We start from the raw sequence: 25,418 nt of genomic DNA, 5'->3' as shown, positions 1-25,418 counted from the left end.
CGAAATTAAAACGTTTTTTCTATAACGATATATGTAAATTTACTTTGTTTTAAAATAACATCAGTTTTAGTAAAGGAGTTCTTTAAGTTTCATTTAAGGATTACCTGTTATGTTGATTTCGACATAATAATTTGGGTCTATACTAGCGGAAACTAGGATAGGCCTTTTCTTTTTGCAAAAACCTGGCTCTTATATGCTGGAATCCCGTAATCCACCAACTTAGCACTACGATCCTGCTTTTTTTTCTCATAATAATGGCAAAAGAAAAGCGGCACACCTTGTGCAAGATAAAAATCATGATGATTCATTGCTTGGATGTGGATATGGGGTTGTGTGGAATTGCCAGAGTTGCCACAACGACCGACTTCTTCCCCTGCGTTGATCCATGCACCTGCCTCACAAGTGATGGACCGTGCTTTCAGGTGAACGATCACCACATATTGTTTGCTTTTGTCATCTTGGATCATGATATAGTTTCCAGCAATATTTGCAGGCCCACCTGCTATCCGTTGTGCTTGCTTCATCATGTAAGGAATACCCGCAGGAAGCGAACGACGCACGTCATTGTCTTCTTCTTCACAATGCACAGCGACAATGCGTCCACTGACAGGGGCAAATACAGGCAGATCAAAACAATAGAAATCCACCGGGTCCTCTTTACTGATCAGCGTTCGCCACGTTAACTTGTTGCTGGAACGACCTTTGTCATTTACGCGAAAGAAATCATACGCATACGTCACACCAAATAAGGTTGTCCCGTGACTTGGCATTCTCTTTGCCGGTGTGGCACTGACAAGCCATTCGCCTTTAAAAGGCAACATGCCAATCACTTTTTTCTCCATTGTAAACTATTGATTTTCTACTAAAGTATCCATTTGCCTATCCCACCTCTTCACACGTATTCAACTATACATATCATTATTATACAATAAATACATATATACTCGGGAAATATGAAAAAAAAACCGACCCAATACGATATTGGATCGGTTATCTGCTCATATCATTGAAGATAGATCACTTACTGGTGTTGGGTACGCAAAGATCATCCGTGACAAATCATCCTTCGTTAGGTCTAACCCTAAAACGAAGACAAAGGTATTGATCAATTCATCTGCGAGCGTTGACAAGATGGTGAGCGCAGCAATGTTGTGTGCTTGATCATAAACGACTGTCATCTTCGCTTGCTTGTCGTTGATTCTTTGATACGTATACCATGTCGACAGGTCAATGACTTCACTACTGTATTGATCTGTATTTTTTTGTATAGTTTTTTCACTGACACCGATACGGGCTAATTTTAGATGTCCGAAAACTAGTGTTGGGATCAAAGGATACTGAATCGGTTCTTGTTTGCCAGCTAATACCTTCACTACATGTTGCGCTTCAAAACTAGCGACAGGCGTTAATTTCGGCAGCTGTTTTGAAAGAACATCACCGATGGCATAAATATGCGGTTGGTTCGTCCGTAAGTATGTATCCACCAGCACACCGTGTTGATCAAATTCCACATGGGCCCTTTCTAATTGCAACGTCTCAACATTGGGGATACGCCCTGTTGCACCAATGACCATGTCGGCTCTGAAATTGCCCTTATCAGTCTCCAATACATAGTAATCAGCTTCTTTTTTCAGCGCTTTCGGTGACGTATCCAAATGGAAAGCAATCCCTTGTGTTGATAGCTCAGCAACAAGTGCCGTCACCAGTTCTTGATCAAAGCCTTTTAATGGCTGCTGATTGTGGTGAATAATATGGACCTGAGCGCCAGCTGCTTGGGCAATTACTGCTAACTCAAACGTGATATATCCTGCACCGATAAATACGATTTCCTGCGGCAATTGATCTAAGTCTAGAAAATCGGTACTGGAAGACAAGTGTTCCTGACCGGGTATATCTATAACCGCTGGTCGCTGTCCGGTAGCAATCACGATTTTCTCACCAGTGATTTGCTGATCACCAATCATCAGCGTATGAGGATCGACGAATGCGGCTGCTCCAGAATAGGTATCTATATTTGCCTCTTTCAGACCTTGTTTTGTGCTTGTTTGTACTGGTTCTGTGTATCCTCGTTTATGTGCCATTAATTTGGTCCAATCAATCGTTACCTGTCCATCAATGCCTGAATCGAGCATCGCCGTTGCTGCTTCTTTGACCTCAACACCCCGCATCAACATTTTTTTAGGGTCGCACCCGCGATTTGGGCAAGTTCCACCCCATAAATCACTTTCGATGATCGCCACGCGCTTTCCTTGCTCCTGCAAAGGATATGCAACCGCCAAACCTGCGGGACCCGCACCGATGATCACAACATCATAGGTAGACATCTCTTTCCCCTCTTTCACTAAAGAATCTTGTTTCTTCTACTTATTATACCTAATCAATGGAAAAGCGTCCTACAATGTGCAATCCGCAACCTGTCCATAGCAAACAAACAGACGATTGAAGGACCACGAGTCCTTACAATCGTCTGTTGCATACGCGTTTATTGTTCTTCTATTTGCGCCAATTGGACAAAAAAGTCATTTTGAAGGGTACGATAAGCCGCGATCACTTGATCACACCATTGATCAAACTGTGGGTCTTCTTGCGCTAAATCAGGATGTTCTGCCATATAATCCAAGTACCTTTGCAGCCCTTCTTTGATTGATATCTGACAGTCGAAATCGGGTACCACTGTCTTCAAGCGACCAATATCAAAAAGGTTTGACCAGCGTTTATCTCCTTGGATCGATTGATCAAAGTCATAGTTGTCAGCTTTGCGTAATAGGTCAGTAGGAATATAGACTGGACGATAAGCCACGCCAAGCAAATCAGCCAATGTTTGATACAACATATCCCATGTGTGACTGGCAGGATTCATGATTTGGCAGATTTCACCAATCAATGCTTGTTGCTCAATGATTGGTACAAACCCTGATGCAAAATCCTCCGCGTGGGTACTCGCCCAAAGAGATTGGCCTTCACCATGAATGATTACTTCTTTGCCGTCAATCATCCGTTGGACTACGCCCCAACAATTTTTCCCTTTGATACTCAAAGGTATACGCTCTTTTGAATAGGTTTGTGTCGGGCGAATGATCGTCACAGGAAAGTTTTCTTCCTGATACGCCGTCAGAAATCGGGCTTCTGCAGCTGCTTTGTTTTGGCCATAGGGTGAAAAACGATTGCCAACAGGGCTATCTTCATCAATCAAGCAAGTTGCTTCATGATTAAGGGTTGCTACGGTACTGATAAAGACGAATTGCTTGGTCTTGTCTCTGAACAAAACAATATTTGTTTCAGCATCTTGGGCATTCCACACGATAAAGTTGATCACACAATCGTACCTACGATCGGCCAGTAGCGTCTTCATCGCTTCTTTATCTGTGATATCTCCTGTAAGCGTGGTGACTGCAGCTGGCAACAGATCGTTTTTGGTCCCTCGATTCAGGACATACACATGATTGTCTTTGTTTTGCGCTAATGCTTGGGTAATCGGTAATGAAATCGTTCCAGTTCCACCGATAATCAATATGTCTTTCATTGTAGTCTCCATTTCTGATCCAGTTTTTATCCGAGTAATGCGCCATTTGAGGCGATTACTTGTTTGTACCAGTCAAACGAGTCTTTTTTGCTGCGGGTCATCGTTCCGTGTCCTGCGTTATCACGATCTACATAAATCATTCCATAGCGTTTTTTCATTTCTCCTGTTGTAAAGGACACCAGATCGATGATTCCCCATGGCGTATACCCAATCAACGCAACGCCATCGTAATCAACAGCCTTTTGCAGCGCTTCGATATGGGCCCGCAAATAGTCGACGCGGGCTTGGTCATGGATCTGCCCATCTGCTTCAACTTGATCAATGGCACCGAAACCATTTTCGACGATAAACAAAGGCAATTGATACCGCTCATATAAATGATTCAATGTATAACGCAAACCGGTAGGGTCAATTGACCAGCCCCAATCGCTTGATGTGATATACGGGTTCTCCACTGAGTTGGCCAAACCGCCATTGACATTGTCATCCGATTGATTGTTGACACCCCTTTTGACGACAGTGGACATGTAATAGCTGAAGCCAACGTAATCTACAGTCCCTTGTTTCAATATTTCTGCATCAGAAGGATCCATATCGATCGTATAGCCTTCTCGTTCAAATTCTTTTAAGGCATAACTAGGGTAATATCCCCGAACATGAACATCTGAAAAGAAAAAGCGTTGGTGCATCGCTTCTGCAGCAGCCATTACATCTGCCGGATCACAAGAAAATGGATAGATAGGCACATGGGAAATCATACAACCTATTTGAAAATCAGGATTGATTTTTTTTCCGATCATCACGGCTTTCGCGCTGGCAACCAATTCATGATGCGCCACTTGGAACATGACTTCCCGTGGATTTTCACCGGCCGCCACTTTTACGCCTGAGTTGGTCCATAAGAACAACGGATTATCTGTATCCATTTGATTATTGATTTCATTGAATGTCATCCAATATGTGACTTTATCTTTGTAACGGTCAAAGACAGTTTCAGCAAAATGAGCAAAGAAATCAATCACTTTTCGATTGCGAAATCCGCCATATGTGTTGGCTAAGTGCAGCGGCATTTCAAAGTGGGATAAAGTAATGACTGGTTGGATGCCATGTGCCAATAATTCATCAAAGACAGCGTCATAAAAAGCCAATCCAGCCTCGTTGGGTTCAGTTTCGTCCCCATTTGGAAAAATACGACTCCACGCAATGGAAGTCCGCAAACACTTTAGCCCTATTTCTGCAAATAAAGCTATATCTTCTTTGTAATGGTGATAAAAGTCGATTGCTTCGTGATTGGGATAAAATATTTCTGGATCGATGTGTTCAGTGATTTTCCTCGGGACGCCATGGGCCCCAGCCGTCATCACATCGATAACACTGGGGCCTTTTCCGTCAGCATTCCAACCACCTTCAAATTGATGAGCAGCCAATGCGCCGCCCCATAGGAAGTTTTCTTGTACCATAATATGTCGCTCCTAACCTAAATTGATCTGCGCATCTGCCAAGGCCGCCTCTACAACGTCCATGACCCGTTGACTATGCGCCAAACGATCTTCCGCAAAAGATTGGTCGTTGCTGGCAATGACTTGCTGGAACATTTTGAACTCTTCGTACATGCGATGTTCATTGACTTTGCGGTCAATAGTCACTGCTGGTGTTTTCAATGCTTCATAGGCATAACTGTCCAAGACATTGGTTGGTCCATTGACGATAATGGACCCTTTGGTTCCTTGGATGGTTGATCGAATGGTTGCCGTTGAATCTTTGGCACCGATACAAACAACTTTCGTTTGATCATAATCTAATAATAACACACCAGAGGTATCGATTCCTTGTTCGATATTGGCATGATAGTGCACCGCATTTGGCGTGCCCAAAAGACCAACGACAAAGTGGATATTATAAATATTGATATCCATTAATGCGCCACCACCCATTTTGGGATTAAAAGCCGGCAAGACCGTTCCTTCTTTGAACAGATCATAGCGAGAAGAATATTGTGAATAATTACATTCAATCAATTTCAGATCACCCAATTCGGTCAGCTGTGCTTTGATTGCTTGGTAGTTGGCCAAATATTGATTGGTGATTGCTTCGATCAATATCAACTGCTTTTCTTTGGCGATTGCTGCTAACGCCAACAATTCGCTTTTCTTCAATGTGAAAGGTTTTTCACAGATCACATGTTTTCCTTGCAGCAATGCTTCTTTGGCAAAGTGATAATGCAAATGGTTCGGTAATGCGACATACACTGTATCCACTGTCTCATCAGCCAAACACTCAGCTAAATCCGTATAGATCATTTCAATGCCATGTGCCTCTTTCAAGGCCTTCATGCCAGGTACATCCGTTTCTGTACCTAAGATTGCCCGTAGTTCGATTTCTGGCAAGTCGTGGACAACTTTCATAAAGTCATGGACGATCATTCCTGCGCCAAATATTGCTAATTTCATATTACTTCCCCCAGTTGTTCTGCTAATAATTTTGTTAAAACATGAATGATGATTTGATGATCTTCCATGTGATCTAATCCGGATACACAAATAGCCCCAGTGACCACGCCATTTTCCACTATGGGAAAGCCGCCACCACAAATGGCGTAACGACTGTCCTGCGCCCATTGTGCAAAGAGAGGTATTTGGTCTTTTTGGTAAAAGGTATACAGCGAACTGTGGCCACTATCTAAAACCGTTGTTTCTTTTCTTTCCAACCAAGGACTTTCTTTTCGACCGTTCATCAAGAATCTGAGTACGGGTAAGCCACGATGTGTGATTTTTATGCCTACTGGTCTTGGATAAGTTTTTGTTACATGATCATTAATTTCTTCAGCAATTCGCAAGGCCAATTGATTATCAAAAAAACGAAATTGCAGTCGCCGTTCTTGCTCCAGTAGTTCATCAAAATCCATAAAATCAGCCTTTTTCTACAATTCCTTGTTCTGCAAATTGTGTATTTGTTTGTTGTTGTTCTAATCGTTCATTTTCTTGTTCTGTATCATAAGCTAATTTATCTGCTGTTCTGAAAAATGGATAATAGACCGCAGTAGAAACCAAAATTTGTACGATATTCAATACGGCACCACGCCAACCGGAAACTAAGAAACCGGAAATTACATGCGGTGTTGTCCAAGGGATATTGACACCATTTGTCAACGGTACTAACCCTGTACTCATGGAGATATCATTGGGGACAGTGAAGAATCGCTGCCACCCTTCACCAAGTTTATGTTCCATAAAGTTTATATAGGCAGGTATCGGCATATTCGCAAAAAGGATAAAAGAATGAACCAATGATCAATAACGGCATCGCTGCCATAAAGCTATTTTTAATGGCGGACAAGTAACGATTGCTATCTAATTTCATTGCAATTGGTGTTAATTTTTCTTCAAAAATCCCAATAAATTTATCCATTCTATGAACGCTCCCTTATCCTTTTTGGATTTGCTGAATACCAGTTTCTAACATCTCGATCTGTAAGATCGTTTCTTCATCTTTGACGATTTTGTCTTTGCCATTGATAATCGATTCGTACAACCCATCGTAGACACGACTATAATCGCCAATCTCCGAAATCACTTTTTCCTCGTGATAGTCGCCTTGTTGATCGATATACGTCAATGTCCCATAATGTTGTGGCAGATCAATGCCAAAATCAGCATTGTCAGGCATGTGAAACGCTTTTAAATGTTCTTCTTGACGGTCTTTGGTCTCTTTAACAAATACACCATTCTCCCCATAGACGACAAAGCTCGGGCGCTCCTTCAAGCGGAAGTAACTAGATTTGACCGATACTTTCATACGCCCATAAAACAAGTCTAGATCAAAGTAATCATTCATTCGATTTTTGCCTAATAATTGGCGGACTTCGTAATGAACATCATCCGGTCGGCCAAAGTAAGAAATGACTTGGTCTAAAGTATGACAGGCATGTCCATATAGATAGCTGGTATTCAATGAGAATTCCTTCACTGAACGAGGAATCTCTGGGCGGAAATAATCATAGTGCATTTCCACCTCAATCAAGTCGCCTAGCACCCCGCTTTCGATGACTTTCTGAACAGTTAAGAAATCTGAATCAAAACGGCGGTTTTGGTAGCATTGTACCAATAAACCCTTTTCCTTCGCCAAAGCAAATAATTCTTTGGCTTCAGCAGATGTTTCTGCGAATGGTTTTTCGATCAAAGCATTTTTGCCGTGAAGCAAAGCTTCTTTTCCTAAAGGATAATGTAAATGACTTGGTGTCGAGATCACCACCAGTTGAATCTCTGGATCGCCATAGATGTCATTGATATCCGTTGTATAATGGACACCATCGATTTTTGCCCAAGTATTTTCCTCTATCGGAGAATAAATGGTCTTTACGTTGATTTTGTCTGTTAATTTTGTAGAAAAAGGTAAATGATAGCGATTGGCACTTTTTCCATTACCAATGTAAGCAATTGTTAACATGTGTTTTTCCTCCAAATCTATTTGATGCCCTCATTATTCTTCATATCGACATAAATGAAAAGTGTTTCTAAGTAAACAGAATCTTTTGAACAAAGTATTTGCACATCTCCCCAAATACTTGAACATTTTGACCAGATAGTCTTGAACGTCGAAAATTTACCTTCTTGTTTTCGTTGAAATACGCTATCATTAAGAATGAGGTGGTCACATGTTACTGATTGATAAGTTACGAATAAAAGACGGATTGACGGATACAGAAAAAAGAATCGCTGATTATATCTTGCAACATTTGGCGGAAATTCCTTCACTTAATGTTGAAACGATTGCCAAGCACACCTATACATCTCATTCATCTGTGATTCGATTGGCAAAAAAAATGGGGTATGATGGCTTTAAAAATTTCCGCTTCGGTATAGCTGAAATGGCCCACTCGCAAATGTTTCATCCAGCATTTGTTGATGCAAATTTCCCATTCGCTTCAACCGATCCAACAGAAGATATTTTAAAAAAAATGGCCGATTTGACAATCAGTACTATCCATAAAACCCGGGCACAAATGAATAACGCGATTATGGAGCAAGCTGCTGAAACCATCGAAAAAGCGCAAAGAGTTTTTCTTTTCGCTTTGGGTGATTCCCAAATTCGAGCCCGCAGTTTCCAGAATAAATTAGTCAAGATCAATAAATATTTGATCGTTGCAGACGAATATGGGGATGACGCTTGGAATGCTGCCAATCTTTGTCCCAATGATTGTGCAATCTTTATTACCTATCGCGGCAAGAACGCACAGTACCAAAAGATATTAAAGCATTTGACGAGTATTGGTGTACCTTCGATCGTTATCACTGGCAATCCTAAAGCCAAAATCAGTAAATTAGCCAATCTAGCCATCGTTGCGTCACATGACGAACTCGATTTTCTAAAAGTTGGCACATTTTCTTCCCAAGTGGCCTTCGAGTATATCCTAGATGCCTTGTTTGCTCTTATGTATGCCAAAGAGTACCAGAAAAATATTGTAGAATTACGTAGAAAACAACAACTATTGGAGCAGGGTATTTTGTCAGAATATCCGCGAGAAGAATAAAGGAGAATGAACATGATCAATTGGGGTATTATCGGTGCAGGCAATATCGCTGCACGTTTTGCAGAAAGTCTAGCGCAGGTAGAAGATGCACATTTATATGGGGTTGCTTGTCGAACAATGGAGAAAGCCAATCGCTTTCGCGAAAAGTTCCCCTGTGACCAAGGGTATGATAACTATCAAACATTGCTGGATGATCCGGCAATCGATGTCGTCTATATTGCCTTGCCGCACTTGTATCATTTTGAATGGATCATCAAAGCACTCACCGCAAAAAAAGCTGTTTTATGTGAAAAACCAGCTACCATGACGGCTGAAGAAATGCAGACCGTCAAACAAACAGCCAATGAGACCCACGTCTTCTTTATGGAAGCGATGAAACCACGCTTCACCCCGGCTTATCGTCGATTGAAAGAACTAGTAGCAGAAGGGACGATCGGTACGATCAAACAACTATCTACGACTTTCCGTCGTCATTTGCCTGAAGAACATGCGTCTTATCACTATTTACCGAAACAAGGCGGTGCGTTGCTGGATATGGGTATTTATAATTTGGCTTTTATTCAAGATTTTGCCCCAGCCCCACTCTCAGCTGAGATTTTGGCTAGCACCGTGTTAGACAACGGGGTCGATACCTATGTCTATGGTCGTTTCTATCAAGACGACTTTGAAGCGTTTATCGAAACTGGTTTTGATCAAACCAAGGATACAGTTGCGGAGATTGTTGGTACCAAAGGAAAGATCAAAATTCCCAACTTCCATCGACCTGAATCATTTGTGTTGATCAAGGACGATGAGGAAACTGATTATCAAATTGGCTACGATATCGATGATTTTCATTCGGAGATTGATGCTGTGACACAAGCAGTGATCCGCGGGGATTTGGAACATCCATTGATGACTTTTGATGATAGCATCGCAAGTATTGCTTTGTCTGATCAACTAAAACAATTGCTGCAACAATAATAAAAGGATCAAGTGAATCGCAGGATGTCTGCGCGCACTTGATCCTTTTTGCTATTTAATAATTGGGGAAGTGCTGCCAACGTAGCTGTTCTTTTGTTTCTTTGTTTTGGAAGGCTCCTTTTTTTGTCGATTGATCAAATAGACGACCACTCCCGCCGCAGCAAGGATTGCTGCAACTGTCCCGATAATTCTCAACCAGGTTTTCCAACGAACATCGCTTTTCATCTGCGCATGGGCATCTACATAATCTGTTCGCATGCCGCGAACCAAGTAACGATGTGAGTTGACCATATAAGGTGTACAGGTCATCAAAGTCACATAGTCTTCATCTGGAACGATCAGCAGATCGTCGATGTCTGTCGGTTCAATGATGTTGATCTGATCCACTTCATAAGCCAGAGTCTCGCCATTGATATCGATAAAAAACAGGTCACCTTCTTTGACTTGCGGCAGTTTAGAAAATAGTTCTGCTTCTGGCATACCGCGGTGAGCCATGATCACTGCATGGGTACTTTTACCGCCGACAGGTAAGGAAGACCCATTCAAAAGGGCTGCCCCCTTCTTTAAAAAAATTTCGGTGCCTCGATCATAGACAGGCATTTCTCCGTTGATTGCGGGAATCGTCAATATACCCAACGTATGTTTGACGAAGAAATCTTGGGATGTATCTGTAGCTGATCCACTTGTGTCATTGGCCAGAAGTGCTTCTGCTGCAGCCAATTCCTTTGCAAGAATGTCCGCTTCTACTTGCTTTTCTTCATTTTCTGCAATCATTTTTGCTTGGATTGCGGCGAGTTCAGCATCATTTTTTGCGGTACTTTCCTTTTGAAATTGACGAATGACTTGTTGATCAAGGTATTGAGAGAAGGCATTTTGATCGAAAGGATACGTAAATATAGCAAAACCAATCAAGAAAAGAAAGGAGGCAAAAATTTGATTTTTTCTTACTGTTTTTTTTGCTCCTACGTGCTTTCATGCATTCTCTCCTCCTCGATCTTTGATTAAGTGTGACTAACTTTCGGTGTTTTTCTTAAAATATTTCACACCTGTCCCTACAAGAAGCAATCCAAGAATTACCAGAAAAACATTTGTGATTTCGCCTGTTTTAGGCAAAAAGCCTGATTCCTTGGTATCATCATTGCGTGTTGGTTCCACCTGAAGCTGTAGTTTTCCCTAATTCAGAAACGATGTCGTTGTCATGGACACTTGCAATAGGTAATGATTTATAACCTGGATTTCCTTCTAGGTCAGATGCTGATTCAGCAAAAGATACATAACCCATATGGATTACTTCTTCTAAATTATGCTCTTTGATCGCTTTAACAAAAGATTCGACACCATCTTTTAGATAAATCAATCTATCATTATCTTTCATACTTCCTGATCTATCCGCAACAATGACGATATCTACAGACTGAGCTGTTTCACTATTAAGTGCGTTTCCCTTAACTTCTAAAAAGATATTAAAAAGTCCCTCTGTTCCAGTTTCCTCTGCATACTTGCGAATAGCAAAATCAGCATCACCTTCCTCACGAACAGAACCATTGACGTAATAATCGAGCCATTTATCAGTAACCGTACTTGATAAGCCCGTATCATTATTACCCCAACAGGATTCAATACAGTCGTTCCTTCAGGTTGTGATGGATTGGGATAAACACCTGTTCCATCGCTCTTTGTTTTAATATCGATATTTGGATAATTTGCAATAAACGTTTCAGCAGTTGTCCCTTCAAATCCAGCAATTCGTAAAATATTTTGCGTTTCTTGCTCTGTTGATTCAGTTGTTGCTTCAACCGTTGATGAAGATTGCGTTGCATCACTTTCAACGATACTGTTCGTAGTAGTCGTTGTTGACGTTGTGGTGTTTTTTGCCAATGTTAGATGTTCAGGGGCAACGATTACTTGATGCGTACTTTCATCTAATACATTTTCTTTAATCTCCGATTCATCATTTTCGGATACTTTTAGATCACGTTGTAATGAAATTCTCAATCCGTAATCTGTTTCTGCTTTTCCAGAATGTAATGACGTTTCAAAGGAAACTTCACCAGATGCTGCACCATCAAAATCACTTAGGATCAACCAATTATCCTTCGTTAGTGATTGATTTAAAACATTTGGTGCAGACAATCCCGGTATTTCACTGACAGCAAATTTCAATTGTTCCGGCTCATACTCACCCTTTTTTGTCAAACTGTATCGTCCACTTGACGGTTTGATTATCTATTTTGTATGATGCGGTCACATTTGCCAAATCATCATTTAATAACACCTGATTTCTTGTGTAGCTCTCTGGTTCTACATGGACTTCTAACGTGTTTTTAACGTTAGTTAGAAACATTGCGACAAAGCTGAGTAACTGTCTCTTATACACATCTAATCTTGTGTGTTACACTTAAAATGATACACACCAATATTTATTTTCTTTACCTATTTAATGTGAAAAAATTATCAGACAATCATAAAGGAGAAATTGTCATGTAGATCGATCTTTTTTTAGAAAAGAGAGAAGTAAGAAAATTAGTTATTTACCAAGAAATAGTCGCGATGCAAGAAATAGAAAATGACCTCACTGTCTTAACTGAGGATACCCTTTCGTTGACGCGCTAATTCAACCAAAAAATGCAATCTTCAGTACCTGACCTACATCATTATCGGCAATTTCTTCTAGAGCATTCATTGGTTGCGCAAGTATTCTATACTATGCTTTTCACACCAGAAGCCTGCATCAAAGATTTTTTGCGAAAAACAATATTTGAGCCGTGCTACGGTTTTTCGAAAGCTGAGCGTGATCAAAGAAATTCTAGCCCCCTTCCATCTTCAGTTCAATATCAACAAGCTGGAATTGATTGGCTCTGAACTAGCCATCTGATACTTCTTTTGTAATATCTTTTAGTTTTTGAAACCGCACATCATTGACAGCTATCCTATGGAGGATCAAGGCTTGCAAGAAATGGTGAATGATCTTTACCATACATTTGATTCAGTTACGTCCATTGGAAATAAACAAAAATTTGAATTATGCTTGAAGATTGGACAGTTACGACGGGATGCTGGGTACTTGATTGATCAGGAGATTCCACAATCTGCTTTGGTACTTAAAGAATCAATTATTGATACCCACCAAAAAAGCTTCTACGCCTTTTTATCACAAAAATGCCCGCCATCTTATCTCAAAAAAGAGCAAATGAGTTTTTATTTTATCTTATATTCCGGCGCCATTTATATTCATCAAGACACACCTGTCTATGGTATGTTTCAAAAGTGGGCTTCAGAGGAAAATGAACCGTATCAAGTGATTAGACAATTAACTGGCGATATCGCTGCGCGCTTTTTACAAAATCAACGGCCGATAGACTATGAAGTGATCATTGCAAATCTAACCAGCGTTTTCAACGCTTGTGTCGTTTTAAGTGATGCACCCCCATTGATTTTTCTTTTACTTCAAAAGAATTGGCGCATCGAGGAGCCGTTGTCTAAACATGTGTATAAGTATTGCGCTAAATTCTTGAAACATCTCTCTCGCAGAAAAAAATATTTGTTTCTAGACGATCATCTGGAATCGTTGACTAATTTGTTCACCTTTTTTTTGTGGCCCACAGTAAAAGCCGCGATTCACAAACTGAAAATATCCGTTGGCATTGTTGCAGAAGATAACTTTATTACGATGCTACCCCTGTATAATTTCTTTACAGAACATCATTATGTTGATTTATCCCCTTACCAAGGTGACGAAGATGTCGACTTATTGGTAATCCCTCATCTTAGTTTTTATCCGGATAACTTTCATAAACAAGTATTTCATTACAACTACTTAGCTGTCGAAAATCAGTTTGCTGATTTAAAAAAAGCACTGGCTCAGCAGCAATTGTTAAAATATGAAAACAATCTACTTAGCCATGATGACTACCTCTATTGACCAATTGTAGGCAATTCAAAAAAAAGACGAATCAAAGATTAGATTATGTTGATTCGTCTTTTATTCTTCATCTAACATGATTCGTCATAGCACATCTCTTTTACCCAACTTGATCCCGGGAATTTCTTTGATTTGCATCAAATCTAAAAAGAACGTAAACAATGGAATGCCGATGATTAGGCCCCATATACCAAAGAGATGTTCACTCAAGTACAAAATGATAAATGTATAAAACATCGGTATCTCCGTTTTGTTCGCCATCAATCGCGGATTCAAGACATAAGACTCTAATGCATGGACAAAAACGATCACCAGCAAAATATAGATCACATCATTGAAGCCCCCCACTGAATAGGCAATGAATGTCAATGGCACACAAGAAATGATCACACCGGCTACTGGGATCAAACTGAGGAAGAAAATCATCAGAGCCAAACTCAGCAGCTGAGGAAAGCCCATAAACATCAGAGCCAAAACAGTGATTCCCGTATTGACTAACGCAATCACCAATTGCGTTTCGATCACATTCCCGAAGGCGCGGGTGAATTTGGCCCCTAAATCATAGACATCTTCAAAAAACCAAGCGCCACTGCCCTTTAAAAACAAATGTGAAAATTCAAGAGTCTTCTTATTATCGATCATAAAAAAGAAACTAAGCAAGAAAGAAATCAGTACAGTCAAGGCCAGTTCTCCAAAGTTATACAGATAATTGATTACGACCAAAACACCACTTTGCAATTTCTGGATATAATCACTGGTTTGCAAAAAGGTCAAAATAGACTCAATGATCTCATTGTTCGAATCAGTCCGCTGATAAAAAGATGAAACTGAATTGATAAGTTGAATGGTTTGATCAAAAATGATTGGTACATAATTGGTGATCACTAAATACAAAAACAATAGGATCAGACTATACGTAACAATACTCGTTAATTTTAGAGAGAGTTTCGTTTTATTGTGGATATATAGAATCACTTTGTAGACGAGATACGTAAAGATAAATGTGAGCAAGATAATGGTCATCATACTGCGAAGCAGATAAAGCAAAACGGCCATGACAAATAGAACCACCCAGCGACGCAACGCGCGGTTTTGTAAGAAAGCTTGATAGTATTTCATGCGAGACTCCTTTTCATTCTATGACTCAGGAAAACTGTTCCCCTACTATGCAATATATAATCACTTATTTCTCCAGATAGCAAGCCAATTTAACTGATTGCATCAAAAAAATAGGCGCCTTTTATCGGCGCCTATTTCTGTGTCACTATTTCATGTCTGGCTTTAACCGAACCGGGTGAAACAATCGATTCAAGTGACAACATGAACAAGCTAGCTGCCAATAAATCAGCACTGCCACCAAGAGATATGTGCATTCTTTGACAATAGTCATTTAAGAACTGAAAGTCATGATTCGGCAAAGCTTGTTGGTTTGCAGTTGCTGCCAATCCTTGTACATGGCTCAATACAGCAGGATCACTGCGATACAATATACAGGTGTCATCCAAACTAGCGATGATCGCCAACAACATATGCAATTTATTTTCATCCGAAAGGACCAAATCCCTGCTAAAATAATCAGCCAAGGCAATTTGAACATGAGGATAGCCCGCTGCGGCTTCACCAAAGGCGCCTAGACCGCCATATTTTTGTTTGACGGCATGTCCGTGGGTTTCATTGGTCGCTGCCCCTTGCCAATCAGCAAAGGAGACCAATGTTTGGATATCAGAAAAAATCTCAGGAAAGAACAAGGATTGTTTGCGGCTATATTGACTGCTGACGGCACTGACGAACAAACCTAGCGCCCAGATTGCCCCTTTGTGGGTATTGACGCCATTTGTTGCCTTCAGCATAGCTGTTTCTGCCCTTCGACCAATGGAAGCAATTGCTTCTCGTAGTGTTTGTGACATCGGTACCTGCCAAGCAGCTTGCGCCATTTCTTCAAAAAATGGTGTCAGGGTTTTGGCAGATACCAAAAACAATTGACTAAGATGATCGCACAAACATTGCAAGATTTTTTTCAAACAAAGTAAGCGTCATCTGCATGGAAGAAAAATTGGCAAATGAAGGATTGGCAAAATGTATTCTCCATGCTATGATATGAATTGAATAAAAAAACGGTTGAGCATTTGCTTCAAGGTTTCGTTCTTCTTAGGGCAGGAAGAACACTTGGATGCAGATGCTCTTTTTTTGGAGGTTATCATGACAGAATTATTGAGAGAAGCACCTTTGTTCCTATTGGTGATAGTTTTTATATGTGCACTTTTTGTCTTATCCAAGGCAGCCGATCAACTCACGGATCAAGCCGTCTTTTTGGCAAAAATCTTTCGTATCCCGGATATGATTGTTGGCGCAACGATCGTGTCTTTAGGCACCTCTTTGCCGGAATTTGCGACCAGTGTCACTGCAGTATCCCAAGGGTCCGGCGGTATGGCCCTAGGAAATGCATTGGGATCGATCATCACCAATACGAGTCTGATTTTGGGTATCGGCACTTTATACGGGGCGATCCCTACAACCAAGAAATCAATGAAAAACAGTTTATTCTTATTAGGCTGTCTCTTGATGCTCTATCTTCCGTTGGTTTTCAAACAAAGCCAACAATTGCCCTTAACGCTTTCCCGCTGGAACGGTTGGCTACTGCTGATTGCATTGCCGCTTTTTTTGATGCAAGCATTCAGAAAGCAAAAAAAAACGGAAATGACAGAGCAGACAAATAGACAGCAGTTATCGTTTTCTATAATGATCAAACCAATCATCTACTTGTTCCTTTCCGCATTACTCGTGGCAATCAGCTCTACATGCTTAGTCGCTTCGGTACAAATCACTGCCGCTCGGATCGGTATATCAGAAGCCATTATTTCGGCAACCATCGTGGCATTAGGCACTAGTTTGCCTGAACTATCAACAACGATCATGGCAGCAAAAAAAGGCTACGGTGCTTTGGCATTCGGCAATATCATCGGTGCAAGCTTAATGAATCTGTTGTTAGTTCTTAGCAGCACCCTCATTCTTTCTAAAGAAGCAGTGATCGTGCCTCGTGCATTTCTGCTTTTCCATTTTCCCATCGTATTTTTGATCTTAGTGTGTCTGCTATACAATTTGATCGTGTCAAAAAGCAGCCAATTCACAAAGAACGCAGGCATGGGTTTATTGCTGATTTATCTATGCTATCTTATTGGGAATATTTGGATAGGATAATAATTAGCCCACGCAAAAGCAGACGTTGGCACCTTGAATGCCAACGTCTGCTCTTCTTTATTCATTCTCGTTTATTGCGCTTGTTTTGCTGCATCAACGATTGCTTGCAAATAGCCGGAAGTATCGACGAATGTCGCACCGCTGACAACATCTTCTGGAGAATCACCTTCTCCTTGCTCAGATAATTCACCAATCACTTCGTTCACTTCATCAACGGTCTTACCAATCGTTGCATGGATGATTGCTTGAATATTTTCTGACCAAGTATAGGTCGCATCCATATTGGTTTTCATCAAATCCGAATAGGCTTCATCATTGGCTAATTTCGATGCCAAGACTTGACCGCTGACCACACCTTCCCCAAACCCTAAATCTGAATTAGGGATACCCGCATAACTATCTGCCCCTAAAAATTGCCATTCATCCATAAAAACAGCGGCAATCGTATCTCCAGCCATCGCCACTGTGACAATTGCGAAAGATTGTTCACCATGCGGTGCAGCAATCAATTGTGCTTGCGTAAAGTCGTCACTGTCCGTTTCCATTCCCACCGATACGGCACCCGTTTCTGCAGCTTCGATGATCGATTCCAAATATCCTTTGGTGTCGACAAAAGTAGCACCGCTGACGACATCTGGTATCTCCACACTTTCATCTGCAAGCGTTTCTGCTGTTTCTTTCAATTCATCGGCTGTTTTTCCAGCAGCAAAGTCCGTGATTGCTTTGATGTTATTCCCCCAAGTGACGGTCGAATCGCCACGTTCCGCCATCATAGCAGAATAGGCTTCATCATTTTCTTGTTTTGAGATCAACAATTGGTCCTCTGCATAGTTCTCTCCAAATTTTTGATCACTGTTCACGACGCCCGTCCATTCATCGCTGTTGGCTAAAAACTGAAACTCATCGATTTCAGCAGCCAGGATCGTTTCGCCTTTCATTGTGACCGTAACGACTGCAACCGATTTTTCACCATGAGGCGCAGCATATAACTGCCGCATATAAACTGTGTCATCTCCCGGTATCTCCGCTGAGGCATTGGCACCATTCGAAGTCTTGACTGCCACTTCTCCATCTTTTTCACTCTCTAACACGATTGACGTACTTGTTTCAGTTTCCGTTGTTGTATCTGTACTTTCCTCAGATGCGCCATCTGCAGCACAGCCCATCAGCAAGACAGCAGTAAGTGTCATGCATCCAGCTACATATCCTTTTTTCATCCTTTTCCCTCCATAACGCTCATTTTAAAGTGAATATATTCACAATAAGAAATATATTTATCACTTATCTTCATTAATTTTATCTAATGTGAGATAAAAAGTCAATTTGTTTCAAATATTCATTCATATGTGCAGTAAAAAGAAGAACTATCACTTTAAAAAGTCTATAGTTCCTCTTATGTGATTTTTAATTATCGGAGAAGTTCTTTTTGAAAAACCAACTCATGCTGCATGCGATGATCAAACTACCTAGCAGGACAAAGAATCCATTAGTTTGGTTCCCCGTATTTGGTAATTTCTGACTTTTATCCGCGTCATTGGTCTTATCTTGTGAAGACGAATGACTGCTGTTTTGCGTCTGATTTTTCCCGCTTTCGCTGGACGTTAAGTCAGATTTGCTGCTTGATTCCGTACTAGCAATCGTGCTTGGCTGCGAACTCGGTTTTGTACTTGATTCTGTACTTGGCTCTGTACTTGATTCTGTACTTGATTCTGTACTTGATTCTGTACTTGGCTCTGTACTTGATTCTGTGCTTGATTCTGAACTTGGTTCTGAATTTGATTCTGTACTAGGATCCGTACTCGGTTCTTCTTCATCTATTTCAGCATCACTGACCAGTTCATAAGCTGGATAATCCGAATACGGCGATGTGTGGCCATTGAAACGCGCGCCGACTCTTTCATCGAGTACACCCTCCGCACAAATTGCCTCTTTGATTTGCATCAGCCCTGATACATCAATACTGCCATCATCAAAACGTGTAACCACTGCTTTAGCTGCTTCAAGGGTTTGCTCTCCTGTAGTCAATGTTTCAAACCAGTCTTCCTCAATGACATGCCCTAGTTGATTGCTTGATTCCGCTATCTGTGGATGCCAATAATAATTCAGTGCATTATATACTTGCTGTTCATCTTGCTGCAAAGGCCGTATTTGTTCACCGATATCAAAGGCATCTGGAAAAATCGAGGTCCGGTATGAGAGTACACCTTCGGCATGAAAATCCGTTCGATCAGTTGATTGGGTATACAGTGCTATGTTATAACTGCCATTATTCAAGCTTGAGCTGCTTTTGATTACGATATCGGTCCCGCTATTAGAGTCTATACCTTTCGCTAAATTCTCAAATGCCAAACTATTGATGATTTCATGGTTGCCAGAAAGCGATGATCCACCCATTTTAAAGCCATTGCCATTGCCAGTTTGATCCATCCCTGGTATCCAACCATTTCTATAAGAAACAGAATTTTTGATCAGCACTTTACCAATTGGTCCCGTTTCCGTTTTGGCAAAGAAATCCCATCCATCATCCGCGTTATGGTATGAAATACAGCCATCAAAGACATTGCCGTCACCCACGGTCAATTTGGCAGCAAACCCATCTGCATCGCCAAAACCGGGATCATGATTTTCAAAAGAGGCACTATTTTTCACTGTATTGTAGGCGGGCCAGTTTTCATATGAATCTTGTGAGCTGCCACTGATTTGAAAACCAGTATTTCCATTTCTGTACGTTTGTATATCTTCAAATAGGTTATAACTTCCAGAAACTTGAATCCCCTTTTGCATGTCAGCGCTGTTTGTTACATCAAAACCACGAAATACCCAATGGTTTCCCCAATGCGTCAATCCATTGCCGGTCTTATTGAAATTCAAAATCGGTCGTTGTCCAGAATCATTCTTTTCAGCCACCAGATAGATAGGGTCCGTTTCCGTTCCGTCTATACCTTTAGGAATCGTCAAACGAGAAGTCAATGTGTAGTCACCCGGGGCAAGCACCAAAAATTGACCTGGCTTGGCATATTTCAATGCTTCTGCTAAAGATTTAGGGTTTTCCACTGATCCTATACCTGATGCCAAGCCGTCTGGGGTAATATAGACAGTATTCAATTCTGGCACTGCATAGTGAACAGTATGCTGAATTTCACGCGTATCGTAATCACTTAACGCTTGAAATTCATTTGGTGGATAATCAGGATCTGGCGTGAACACAAAAGTATATGGATTTTGCCCTTCTTCTAATACAACTGGAAAAACGAACTCTTGTTTGGCTTGAATCGATACTGATGGACCATCCAATAATGAAGAGGAATTTGATCCATCTAAAATATCCAGTTGACCATCTGCATTGGCTCTAAACCGTAATTGGTGATTCGAATTGCCAGTATGTGCAGCAGATGTGACAGCATATACTGGGGTAATATACTCGATTGGTCGCTCTTGGGCATCGGGGTCATCATTCGGATCAGAAAATACAAGCGAGATATCCTCTACAACGATCGTCATATTTCGAGCAGCCGTAAATCCAATATAAACATGTTCATTTTGTGATTGATATAATTCTTCCCAATGATAGAGGATATCAGAGCCAATCTCTACTCCGGTCTCAACACTATAATAAATTGCTTCAATACCTGTGTTGGTTTTTTTCATGATCACATCGATACTGGTCACATCTGCCGTAGCTGGATATTGACTACCATCGATATTGCCGAAATAGTTGTAATCACCGCTAGGTAACTGCAACTCTCCTGCAGAGGTTTCTAACGTTTTGTAACTGACGGACACAGTGCCAACTTCGGGCGCTCCTGTGATATGATCCACATCGACGCCTAAGACGGATCTTGTGCCTAAACCAATCCGCATGGTGTATTTATTGCTTCCTACATCACTGACTTTATTCTCGATTGGATCCCAATTATACTCTATACGACTACCCAGAATCGAATAGGAATTTCCATACACTTGTGACCCAAAGACATGGTTTTCGGGTACAGCATCGCGTAACATCACCGCAAATCCTTCTTGACCATTCGTCAGCGACCATGAATCAATAGTGATTCTGGCTTTTAGTTCAAAGTTGACTTCTTTTGAGACGGGATGATAATAATATGTCATGCCGTCGAAGCCGTTGGTTTGAAATTTACCGCCATTTTCAGTTGATGCAATCAATACACTGCCATCTTCTCTTTCCGTCACTTCATACTTATTCGCGTTCGTACTTTCACCAAAAACAACATACTGCCAAGTCGATGGCTCTTGCTCTACTTCACTTCCATGCGCCGTAGCAGATCCAACCAGTGTAACGCCTAAACCAGCAATCAACAAACATCTCAACTTTTTCATTTTTTGCCTCCTGATTTGTCAAATATTACCTCAACAGTACCGAAAAAATGGCATAACAGGAATAATCATTTCTTCAGATTATGAAAACGTTAACATTAACTAACGTTTAACGAAATGTTGTTTTTGCTTGACTTAAAGTCCACTTCAACCTATACACTCAACCTATCTTAGGATAGAAAGAAGGATGTATATGAAAGCTGCACTATTTGAAAAAGCTGGCTTGGTCTCAGTCAAAGAAGTTGAAAAACCTCATTTACAAGAAGATGATGATGTGATCATCAAAATCGTGCGTACCTGTGTCTGTGGCTCTGATCTGTGGTCTTATGCCCACGGAGACAATAAGGAATCTCATTCTGTCAATGACGGTCACGAAGCGCTAGGGATCGTGGAAGAAATCGGCACTGCGATCACCAGTGTGAAACCTGGATATTTTGTGATTGTACCGTTTACCCATGGTTGCGGGGAATGCGATGCATGTCGTTCAGGATTTGATGGTACCTGTGACCGTCATCAAGGATCGACCAATTGGTCAAAAGGGTTTCAATCCGAATATGTACGTTTCCACTCTGCGAATTGGGCGCTGGTCAAAGTCCCTGGTCAGCCATCAGATTACACTGAAGGTATGATCAAGTCTCTATTGACACTAGCTGATGTAATGCCAACTGGTTATCACGCAGCCCGCTGTGCCCATGTTGAAAAAGGTGACAAGGTCGTGGTGATTGGCGATGGTGCTGTCGGCCAATGTGCCGTTATCGCTGCGAAAATGCGAGGTGCTGCGCAAATCGTGCTGATGAGTCGCCATGATGATCGCCAAGAGATGGCGTTGCAATCAGGGGCAACTGCGGTCGTTGCTGAACGTGGTGAAGAAGGAATTGCCAAAGTAAGAGAAATTTTGGGTGGCGGAGCTGATGCTGCATTAGAATGTGTTGGCACAGAAGCAGCCTTTGATCAGGCGTTAGGCGTATTGCACAATGGCGGTCGAATCGGCTATGTTGGTGTTCCTCATTATAACAACCGGGCAATTGGCTCAACGTTTGCTCAAAATATTTCGATTGCCGGAGGCTCTGCTTCTGTCACGACATATGACAAACAACTTTTGCTAAAAGCTGTCTTAGATGCAGAGATTGATCCTGGCCGCGTATTTACTGAAACGTATCAATTAGCGGATATCAATCAAGCTTACGCAGATATGCAAGCTCGGAAGACGATCAAATCGATGGTTGTGTTGTAAGAATTTGAGTATGAGCCTAGAGCTTTTAAATGGATGCTCGTTCTAACTGGCGAAACAAAATCAGAGATTCGCGCTTTTACAATCAATAGATCATGCAGCTGACATGAAAAAGAAGACTGCCATTTCCAAATGTCGGAATGTTGAGTCTTCTTTCTCATTATGAGGCATTGATTAAACATATATGCTACTGAATCAATAATAGTAAGCGACAAAAAGGGCTAATCATAGTCGTAGTTACAGTTTCTGATATCAATTACCTCATCTACGATTCTCAGATTTTTAGGGCGATGTGTGATCATCAACACGATTTTATTTTTAAATAATGTACTTATCTCATGTAGTATCTTCTCTTCTGTATGTTCATCTAAAGCAGATGTTGCTTCATCAATGATGATTACTTCTGCATCTGAAAAAAACATTCTTGCAAAATCTATACGCTGCTTCTCACCGCCAGAAATATTCGCACCTTTTTCGCTAATTTGAGTAGCCAATCCTTATCATTCAGTATTTTCCAGTATAACTCAAAAAGTCCAGATGGATTTCATCTATTATCCACGACTTCTCACTCTTTTCAAACAAATAAAATAGTCTGCTATAATCATTAAAAAGGAGAAAAATATGTATCATATCCTGATTATAGAAGACGATAAAATCCAAAACGATGTCCTTGCTGGTTTTCTTAGAAAAGACGGCTATCAAGTATCTTCAGCTTATACAATAAAAAACGGACAAACACTATTTGATTCCACCGTTCATCTCATCGTCTTGGACGTAAATCTACCCGACGGAAGCGGGCTTGAATACTTGAAAAAGTTGAGAACGCAGAGTACTGTACCCGTCATCGTTCTAACAGCCCTAAATGACGAACTCACTCAATCTGATGTTTTTGAGTTAGAGGCGGATGCTTATATTGACAAACCTATCTCCCCATTTATTCTGACAAAGCAAATCAATGCACTGATGAAGCGGTTCTACAACGACCCAGAGACCGTTACTATCCAAGGCATCGAATTCGACTTTATCAATTATTTTGTACGCAAAGAAAAAGAAGAGATCCATTTAACAGCTACGGAGTTTCAAGTGATCAAGTTGATCTATCAGGGAAAAGGAATGACCATTCCTAAAGAACGCATTTTATCCTTAGTTTGGGGACCAGAGTATCAAAATGATCACCGACTCTTGGATCCGCACATCAAAAATATACGGAAGAAATTACATCCCGATATGATTACTACGATTAAAGGTATTGGTTATCGTTTGAATCAATAATAATAAAAGCAGCCTATTCATCTATAAAGGGGAAACCATGAGAAAACCATTCACTATCTTTGCAAGAACATTTCTATTCTCAAGCAGTATGCTAATCAGCGTGATTCTGATTGTCTTTTTATTGATCTATGCGTTTCTTCCCCAGTTTTATATGACCTATCAAACAAATCAGTTCCAACAACAATTCCAAGCAAAACGTTCTTCTCTTGAACAAGCACTAAACGTGAATGAAGAATTATCTGTATTGCAACAAGTCACCACATTCGAAGATGGCCAAATCTCTTTTATATTAAGCAATGAAACCGGTGAAATTCTATATGAATTCAACCAGATGAGTCATGGTATCAACATTGTCACCAGTGAACAATCCCTTGATAATGAAGAACTATCCATGACAACTGAATATCTTCAAGACAAGCTTTTCCTCGAGATGACATATTTTGTTTCTGAGGGGCAAAGATATTTACAGGTGTTTATTCCGATGCATTCCCTTATTCAAGCAAGAAAAGTCATCATGAATCTCTATCCATGGGCCGCATTACTCAGTATCCTTTTTGCTTTGGTTATGGCTTGGATTTTTTCGCGTTGGATCGTGGTGCCGATCAAAACCATTCGTCATGCCACAGCAGATATGGCTCTTCTAAAACCGGATGTACGTATCGAGTTGCGGCGAAAAGATGAAATTGGTGACCTTAGTCAAGAAATCAATACACTTTATCAAGAATTTTGCTTAACCATTCGCCGTCTAGAACAAGAAAAAAAAGACCATATAGATACTGAGAATAAGAAAATACGTTTCTTGCAAACAGTGTCTCACGAAATGAAAACCCCTTTGGCCAGCGCCAATGCCTTACTTGAAGGCATTCTTTATGATGTTGCCCCCTATGCTACTGAACCCCAATATTACCTGGAAGAGTGCCGGATGTATTTAGCTAAGACGATTGCGCTTGCAAAAGAATCCTTGCAATTATCAGAAGAATTTAATGAAGAGTCAAAAACATACAATCTTCAACAGATTCTTCAAGAAGTTTCTAGCCAATATCAGATCATCTTTCGCTCAAAACAACTATCATATGAAGAAAACATTCCAGACAACATCATGATCACCACAAAACTGGCGATATTTCAGCGCATCCTTTCCAATCTTTATTCAAATGCTGCGACGCACTCAGATACCGGCGGCATGATCTCGCTGAAAGTCAGAAATAATTGTTTGGCGATTACCAATACCTGTCAGCCATTAAGTAACGAGGAGCTTGAGAACGTCTTTACACCTCTATATACAAAGTCAAAGTATCCAGATTCTACTGGATTAGGCTTGACCATCACGCATCAATTGTTGAATCAACTGAAATTACCGTATACATTTACACCATCAGAAAAAGACGATGGGATGATGTTTTGTATTTTTCTCGATACAATCAAAAAAACCAACGAATAG

At 40.8% G+C, this 25,418-nt stretch carries 26 protein-coding genes; 8 read left to right on the top strand and 18 right to left on the bottom strand.

Annotated features, from left to right (window positions below):
• Positions 1–152: 152 nt before the first annotated feature.
• The 9 genes from A5886_RS07430 to A5886_RS07390 all read right to left on the bottom strand — a co-directional run bounded on the left by A5886_RS07430 (position 153) and on the right by A5886_RS07390 (position 7,969).
• Positions 153–842, bottom strand: coding sequence for a M23 family metallopeptidase (locus A5886_RS07430; RefSeq protein ID WP_086274366.1), 690 nt, complete (start codon positions 840–842; stop codon positions 153–155).
• A 156-nt stretch (positions 843–998) separates the two neighbouring features.
• Entirely contained in the window at positions 999–2,324 is a 1,326-nt protein-coding gene (locus tag A5886_RS07425; protein ID WP_086274365.1) for a dihydrolipoyl dehydrogenase family protein, read from the bottom strand.
• A gap of 158 nt (positions 2,325–2,482) precedes the next feature.
• Positions 2,483–3,523 (bottom strand): NAD-dependent epimerase/dehydratase family protein, encoded by a 1,041-nt coding sequence (locus A5886_RS07420; protein WP_179190002.1) that lies wholly within the window; start codon positions 3,521–3,523, stop codon positions 2,483–2,485.
• Between the two features lie 26 nt (positions 3,524–3,549).
• The gene (locus tag A5886_RS07415) at positions 3,550–4,983 is read right to left on the bottom strand and encodes a 6-phospho-beta-glucosidase (RefSeq protein WP_086274363.1); all 1,434 of its coding nucleotides are present in this window, start codon (positions 4,981–4,983) and stop codon (positions 3,550–3,552) included.
• Positions 4,984–4,995: 12 nt separating this feature from the next.
• A complete protein-coding gene (locus A5886_RS07410) occupies positions 4,996–5,973 on the bottom strand; it encodes a Gfo/Idh/MocA family protein (RefSeq protein ID WP_086274362.1) in 978 nt (325 codons plus the stop codon).
• Positions 5,970–6,428 (bottom strand): heme-binding protein, encoded by a 459-nt coding sequence (locus A5886_RS07405; RefSeq protein ID WP_086274361.1) that lies wholly within the window; start codon positions 6,426–6,428, stop codon positions 5,970–5,972. The genes A5886_RS07410 and A5886_RS07405 overlap by 4 nt, the downstream gene beginning before the upstream one ends.
• 4 nt (positions 6,429–6,432) lie before the next feature.
• Positions 6,433–6,693, bottom strand: coding sequence for a hypothetical protein (locus A5886_RS15820; protein WP_218776633.1), 261 nt, complete (start codon positions 6,691–6,693; stop codon positions 6,433–6,435).
• Positions 6,694–6,742: 49 nt separating this feature from the next.
• Entirely contained in the window at positions 6,743–6,931 is a 189-nt protein-coding gene (locus tag A5886_RS07395; protein ID WP_086274360.1) for a hypothetical protein, read from the bottom strand.
• A 15-nt stretch (positions 6,932–6,946) separates the two neighbouring features.
• Positions 6,947–7,969 (bottom strand): Gfo/Idh/MocA family oxidoreductase, encoded by a 1,023-nt coding sequence (locus tag A5886_RS07390; protein ID WP_086274359.1) that lies wholly within the window; start codon positions 7,967–7,969, stop codon positions 6,947–6,949.
• A 208-nt stretch (positions 7,970–8,177) separates the two neighbouring features.
• On the opposite strand from A5886_RS07390, the gene A5886_RS07385 reads away from it, so the two are divergent.
• A complete protein-coding gene (locus A5886_RS07385) occupies positions 8,178–9,053 on the top strand; it encodes a MurR/RpiR family transcriptional regulator (RefSeq protein WP_086274358.1) in 876 nt (291 codons plus the stop codon).
• Between the two features lie 12 nt (positions 9,054–9,065).
• The gene (locus A5886_RS07380) at positions 9,066–10,016 is read left to right on the top strand and encodes a Gfo/Idh/MocA family protein (RefSeq protein ID WP_086274357.1); all 951 of its coding nucleotides are present in this window, start codon (positions 9,066–9,068) and stop codon (positions 10,014–10,016) included.
• A 51-nt stretch (positions 10,017–10,067) separates the two neighbouring features.
• On the opposite strand, the gene A5886_RS07375 is transcribed toward A5886_RS07380, so the two are convergent.
• From A5886_RS07375 to A5886_RS07360, 4 genes are all read right to left on the bottom strand, one after another.
• Entirely contained in the window at positions 10,068–10,928 is an 861-nt protein-coding gene (locus A5886_RS07375) for a class C sortase (protein ID WP_086274356.1), read from the bottom strand.
• 99 nt (positions 10,929–11,027) lie between these two features.
• Positions 11,028–11,171, bottom strand: a complete 144-nt coding sequence (locus tag A5886_RS16200) for an LPXTG cell wall anchor domain-containing protein (protein ID WP_086274355.1) — start codon at positions 11,169–11,171, stop codon at positions 11,028–11,030.
• Entirely contained in the window at positions 11,152–11,391 is a 240-nt protein-coding gene (locus A5886_RS07365) for a hypothetical protein (protein WP_086274354.1), read from the bottom strand. Before A5886_RS07365 ends, A5886_RS16200 begins: the two co-directional genes overlap by 20 nt.
• Positions 11,392–11,468: 77 nt before the next feature.
• Positions 11,469–12,212, bottom strand: coding sequence for a hypothetical protein (locus A5886_RS07360; protein ID WP_086274353.1), 744 nt, complete (start codon positions 12,210–12,212; stop codon positions 11,469–11,471).
• Positions 12,213–12,702: 490 nt separating this feature from the next.
• On the opposite strand from A5886_RS07360, the gene A5886_RS16195 reads away from it, so the two are divergent.
• Complete coding sequence (locus A5886_RS16195; RefSeq protein ID WP_179189999.1) at positions 12,703–12,891, top strand: helix-turn-helix domain-containing protein; 189 nt, start codon at positions 12,703–12,705, stop codon at positions 12,889–12,891.
• A gap of 72 nt (positions 12,892–12,963) precedes the next feature.
• Positions 12,964–13,938, top strand: a complete 975-nt coding sequence (locus tag A5886_RS07350) for a hypothetical protein (protein WP_086274351.1) — start codon at positions 12,964–12,966, stop codon at positions 13,936–13,938.
• Positions 13,939–14,022: 84 nt separating this feature from the next.
• On the opposite strand, the gene A5886_RS07345 is transcribed toward A5886_RS07350, so the two are convergent.
• Together A5886_RS07345 and A5886_RS07340 are read right to left on the bottom strand one after the other, a co-directional pair.
• A complete protein-coding gene (locus A5886_RS07345) occupies positions 14,023–15,057 on the bottom strand; it encodes an AI-2E family transporter (RefSeq protein WP_086274350.1) in 1,035 nt (344 codons plus the stop codon).
• 131 nt (positions 15,058–15,188) lie between these two features.
• Positions 15,189–15,959: a triphosphoribosyl-dephospho-CoA synthase gene (locus tag A5886_RS07340; protein ID WP_086274349.1), complete on the bottom strand. Its 771-nt coding sequence runs from the start codon at positions 15,957–15,959 to the stop codon at positions 15,189–15,191.
• Between the two features lie 178 nt (positions 15,960–16,137).
• Here A5886_RS07340 and A5886_RS07335 point away from each other — a divergent pair, with 178 nt between their 5' ends.
• Complete coding sequence (locus A5886_RS07335) at positions 16,138–17,136, top strand: sodium:calcium antiporter (protein ID WP_143353774.1); 999 nt, start codon at positions 16,138–16,140, stop codon at positions 17,134–17,136.
• A 71-nt stretch (positions 17,137–17,207) separates the two neighbouring features.
• Here the strand turns inward: A5886_RS07335 and A5886_RS07330 are convergent, their stop codons facing one another.
• Together A5886_RS07330 and A5886_RS07325 are read right to left on the bottom strand one after the other, a co-directional pair.
• Positions 17,208–18,353, bottom strand: coding sequence for a peptidoglycan-binding protein (locus tag A5886_RS07330; protein ID WP_143353773.1), 1,146 nt, complete (start codon positions 18,351–18,353; stop codon positions 17,208–17,210).
• Positions 18,354–18,540: 187 nt separating this feature from the next.
• Positions 18,541–21,477 carry an LPXTG cell wall anchor domain-containing protein gene (locus A5886_RS07325; RefSeq protein WP_086274347.1) on the bottom strand — a complete coding sequence of 979 codons (2,937 nt, stop codon included), beginning with the start codon at positions 21,475–21,477 and terminating at the stop codon, positions 18,541–18,543.
• A gap of 190 nt (positions 21,478–21,667) precedes the next feature.
• Here A5886_RS07325 and A5886_RS07320 point away from each other — a divergent pair, with 190 nt between their 5' ends.
• A complete protein-coding gene (locus tag A5886_RS07320; protein ID WP_086274346.1) occupies positions 21,668–22,708 on the top strand; it encodes a zinc-binding dehydrogenase in 1,041 nt (346 codons plus the stop codon).
• Positions 22,709–22,926: 218 nt separating this feature from the next.
• Here A5886_RS07320 and A5886_RS07315 read toward each other — a convergent pair whose 3' ends face one another.
• Complete coding sequence (locus A5886_RS07315) at positions 22,927–23,199, bottom strand: ATP-binding cassette domain-containing protein (protein WP_086274345.1); 273 nt, start codon at positions 23,197–23,199, stop codon at positions 22,927–22,929.
• A gap of 127 nt (positions 23,200–23,326) precedes the next feature.
• Between A5886_RS07315 and A5886_RS07310 the strand changes: the two genes are divergently transcribed.
• Entirely contained in the window at positions 23,327–23,977 is a 651-nt protein-coding gene (locus A5886_RS07310; protein WP_086274344.1) for a response regulator transcription factor, read from the top strand.
• 37 nt (positions 23,978–24,014) lie between these two features.
• Positions 24,015–25,418 (top strand): sensor histidine kinase, encoded by a 1,404-nt coding sequence (locus A5886_RS07305; protein ID WP_086274343.1) that lies wholly within the window; start codon positions 24,015–24,017, stop codon positions 25,416–25,418.

This window comes from Candidatus Enterococcus testudinis (assembly GCF_002140915.1).
Taxonomy (GTDB): domain Bacteria; phylum Bacillota; class Bacilli; order Lactobacillales; family Enterococcaceae; genus Enterococcus_D; species Enterococcus_D testudinis.
Note: the sequence above shows the minus strand (reverse complement) of the source record. Positions and strands in the feature narration are given on the sequence as shown.

What these genes read in the sequence shown, in the direction of transcription:
- A5886_RS07365 (WP_086274354.1), bottom strand. Translation starts at nt 11,391, where the DNA reads ATGAAAGATAATGATAGATTGATTTATCTAAAAGATGGTGTCGAATCT.
- A5886_RS07320 (WP_086274346.1), top strand. Translation starts at nt 21,668, where the DNA reads ATGAAAGCTGCACTATTTGAAAAAGCTGGCTTGGTCTCAGTCAAAGAA.
- A5886_RS07345 (WP_086274350.1), bottom strand. Translation starts at nt 15,057, where the DNA reads ATGAAATACTATCAAGCTTTCTTACAAAACCGCGCGTTGCGTCGCTGG.
- A5886_RS07420 (WP_179190002.1), bottom strand. Translation starts at nt 3,523, where the DNA reads ATGAAAGACATATTGATTATCGGTGGAACTGGAACGATTTCATTACCG.
- A5886_RS07405 (WP_086274361.1), bottom strand. Translation starts at nt 6,428, where the DNA reads ATGGATTTTGATGAACTACTGGAGCAAGAACGGCGACTGCAATTTCGT.
- A5886_RS07325 (WP_086274347.1), bottom strand. Translation starts at nt 21,477, where the DNA reads ATGAAAAAGTTGAGATGTTTGTTGATTGCTGGTTTAGGCGTTACACTG.
- A5886_RS07335 (WP_143353774.1), top strand. Translation starts at nt 16,138, where the DNA reads ATGACAGAATTATTGAGAGAAGCACCTTTGTTCCTATTGGTGATAGTT.
- A5886_RS07305 (WP_086274343.1), top strand. Translation starts at nt 24,015, where the DNA reads ATGAGAAAACCATTCACTATCTTTGCAAGAACATTTCTATTCTCAAGC.
- A5886_RS07395 (WP_086274360.1), bottom strand. Translation starts at nt 6,931, where the DNA reads ATGGATAAATTTATTGGGATTTTTGAAGAAAAATTAACACCAATTGCA.
- A5886_RS07425 (WP_086274365.1), bottom strand. Translation starts at nt 2,324, where the DNA reads ATGTCTACCTATGATGTTGTGATCATCGGTGCGGGTCCCGCAGGTTTG.
- A5886_RS07410 (WP_086274362.1), bottom strand. Translation starts at nt 5,973, where the DNA reads ATGAAATTAGCAATATTTGGCGCAGGAATGATCGTCCATGACTTTATG.
- A5886_RS07330 (WP_143353773.1), bottom strand. Translation starts at nt 18,353, where the DNA reads ATGAAAAAAGGATATGTAGCTGGATGCATGACACTTACTGCTGTCTTG.
- A5886_RS07430 (WP_086274366.1), bottom strand. Translation starts at nt 842, where the DNA reads ATGGAGAAAAAAGTGATTGGCATGTTGCCTTTTAAAGGCGAATGGCTT.
- A5886_RS07380 (WP_086274357.1), top strand. Translation starts at nt 9,066, where the DNA reads ATGATCAATTGGGGTATTATCGGTGCAGGCAATATCGCTGCACGTTTT.
- A5886_RS07310 (WP_086274344.1), top strand. Translation starts at nt 23,327, where the DNA reads ATGTATCATATCCTGATTATAGAAGACGATAAAATCCAAAACGATGTC.
- A5886_RS07390 (WP_086274359.1), bottom strand. Translation starts at nt 7,969, where the DNA reads ATGTTAACAATTGCTTACATTGGTAATGGAAAAAGTGCCAATCGCTAT.
- A5886_RS15820 (WP_218776633.1), bottom strand. Translation starts at nt 6,693, where the DNA reads ATGAGTACAGGGTTAGTACCGTTGACAAATGGTGTCAATATCCCTTGG.
- A5886_RS07415 (WP_086274363.1), bottom strand. Translation starts at nt 4,983, where the DNA reads ATGGTACAAGAAAACTTCCTATGGGGCGGCGCATTGGCTGCTCATCAA.
- A5886_RS07385 (WP_086274358.1), top strand. Translation starts at nt 8,178, where the DNA reads ATGTTACTGATTGATAAGTTACGAATAAAAGACGGATTGACGGATACA.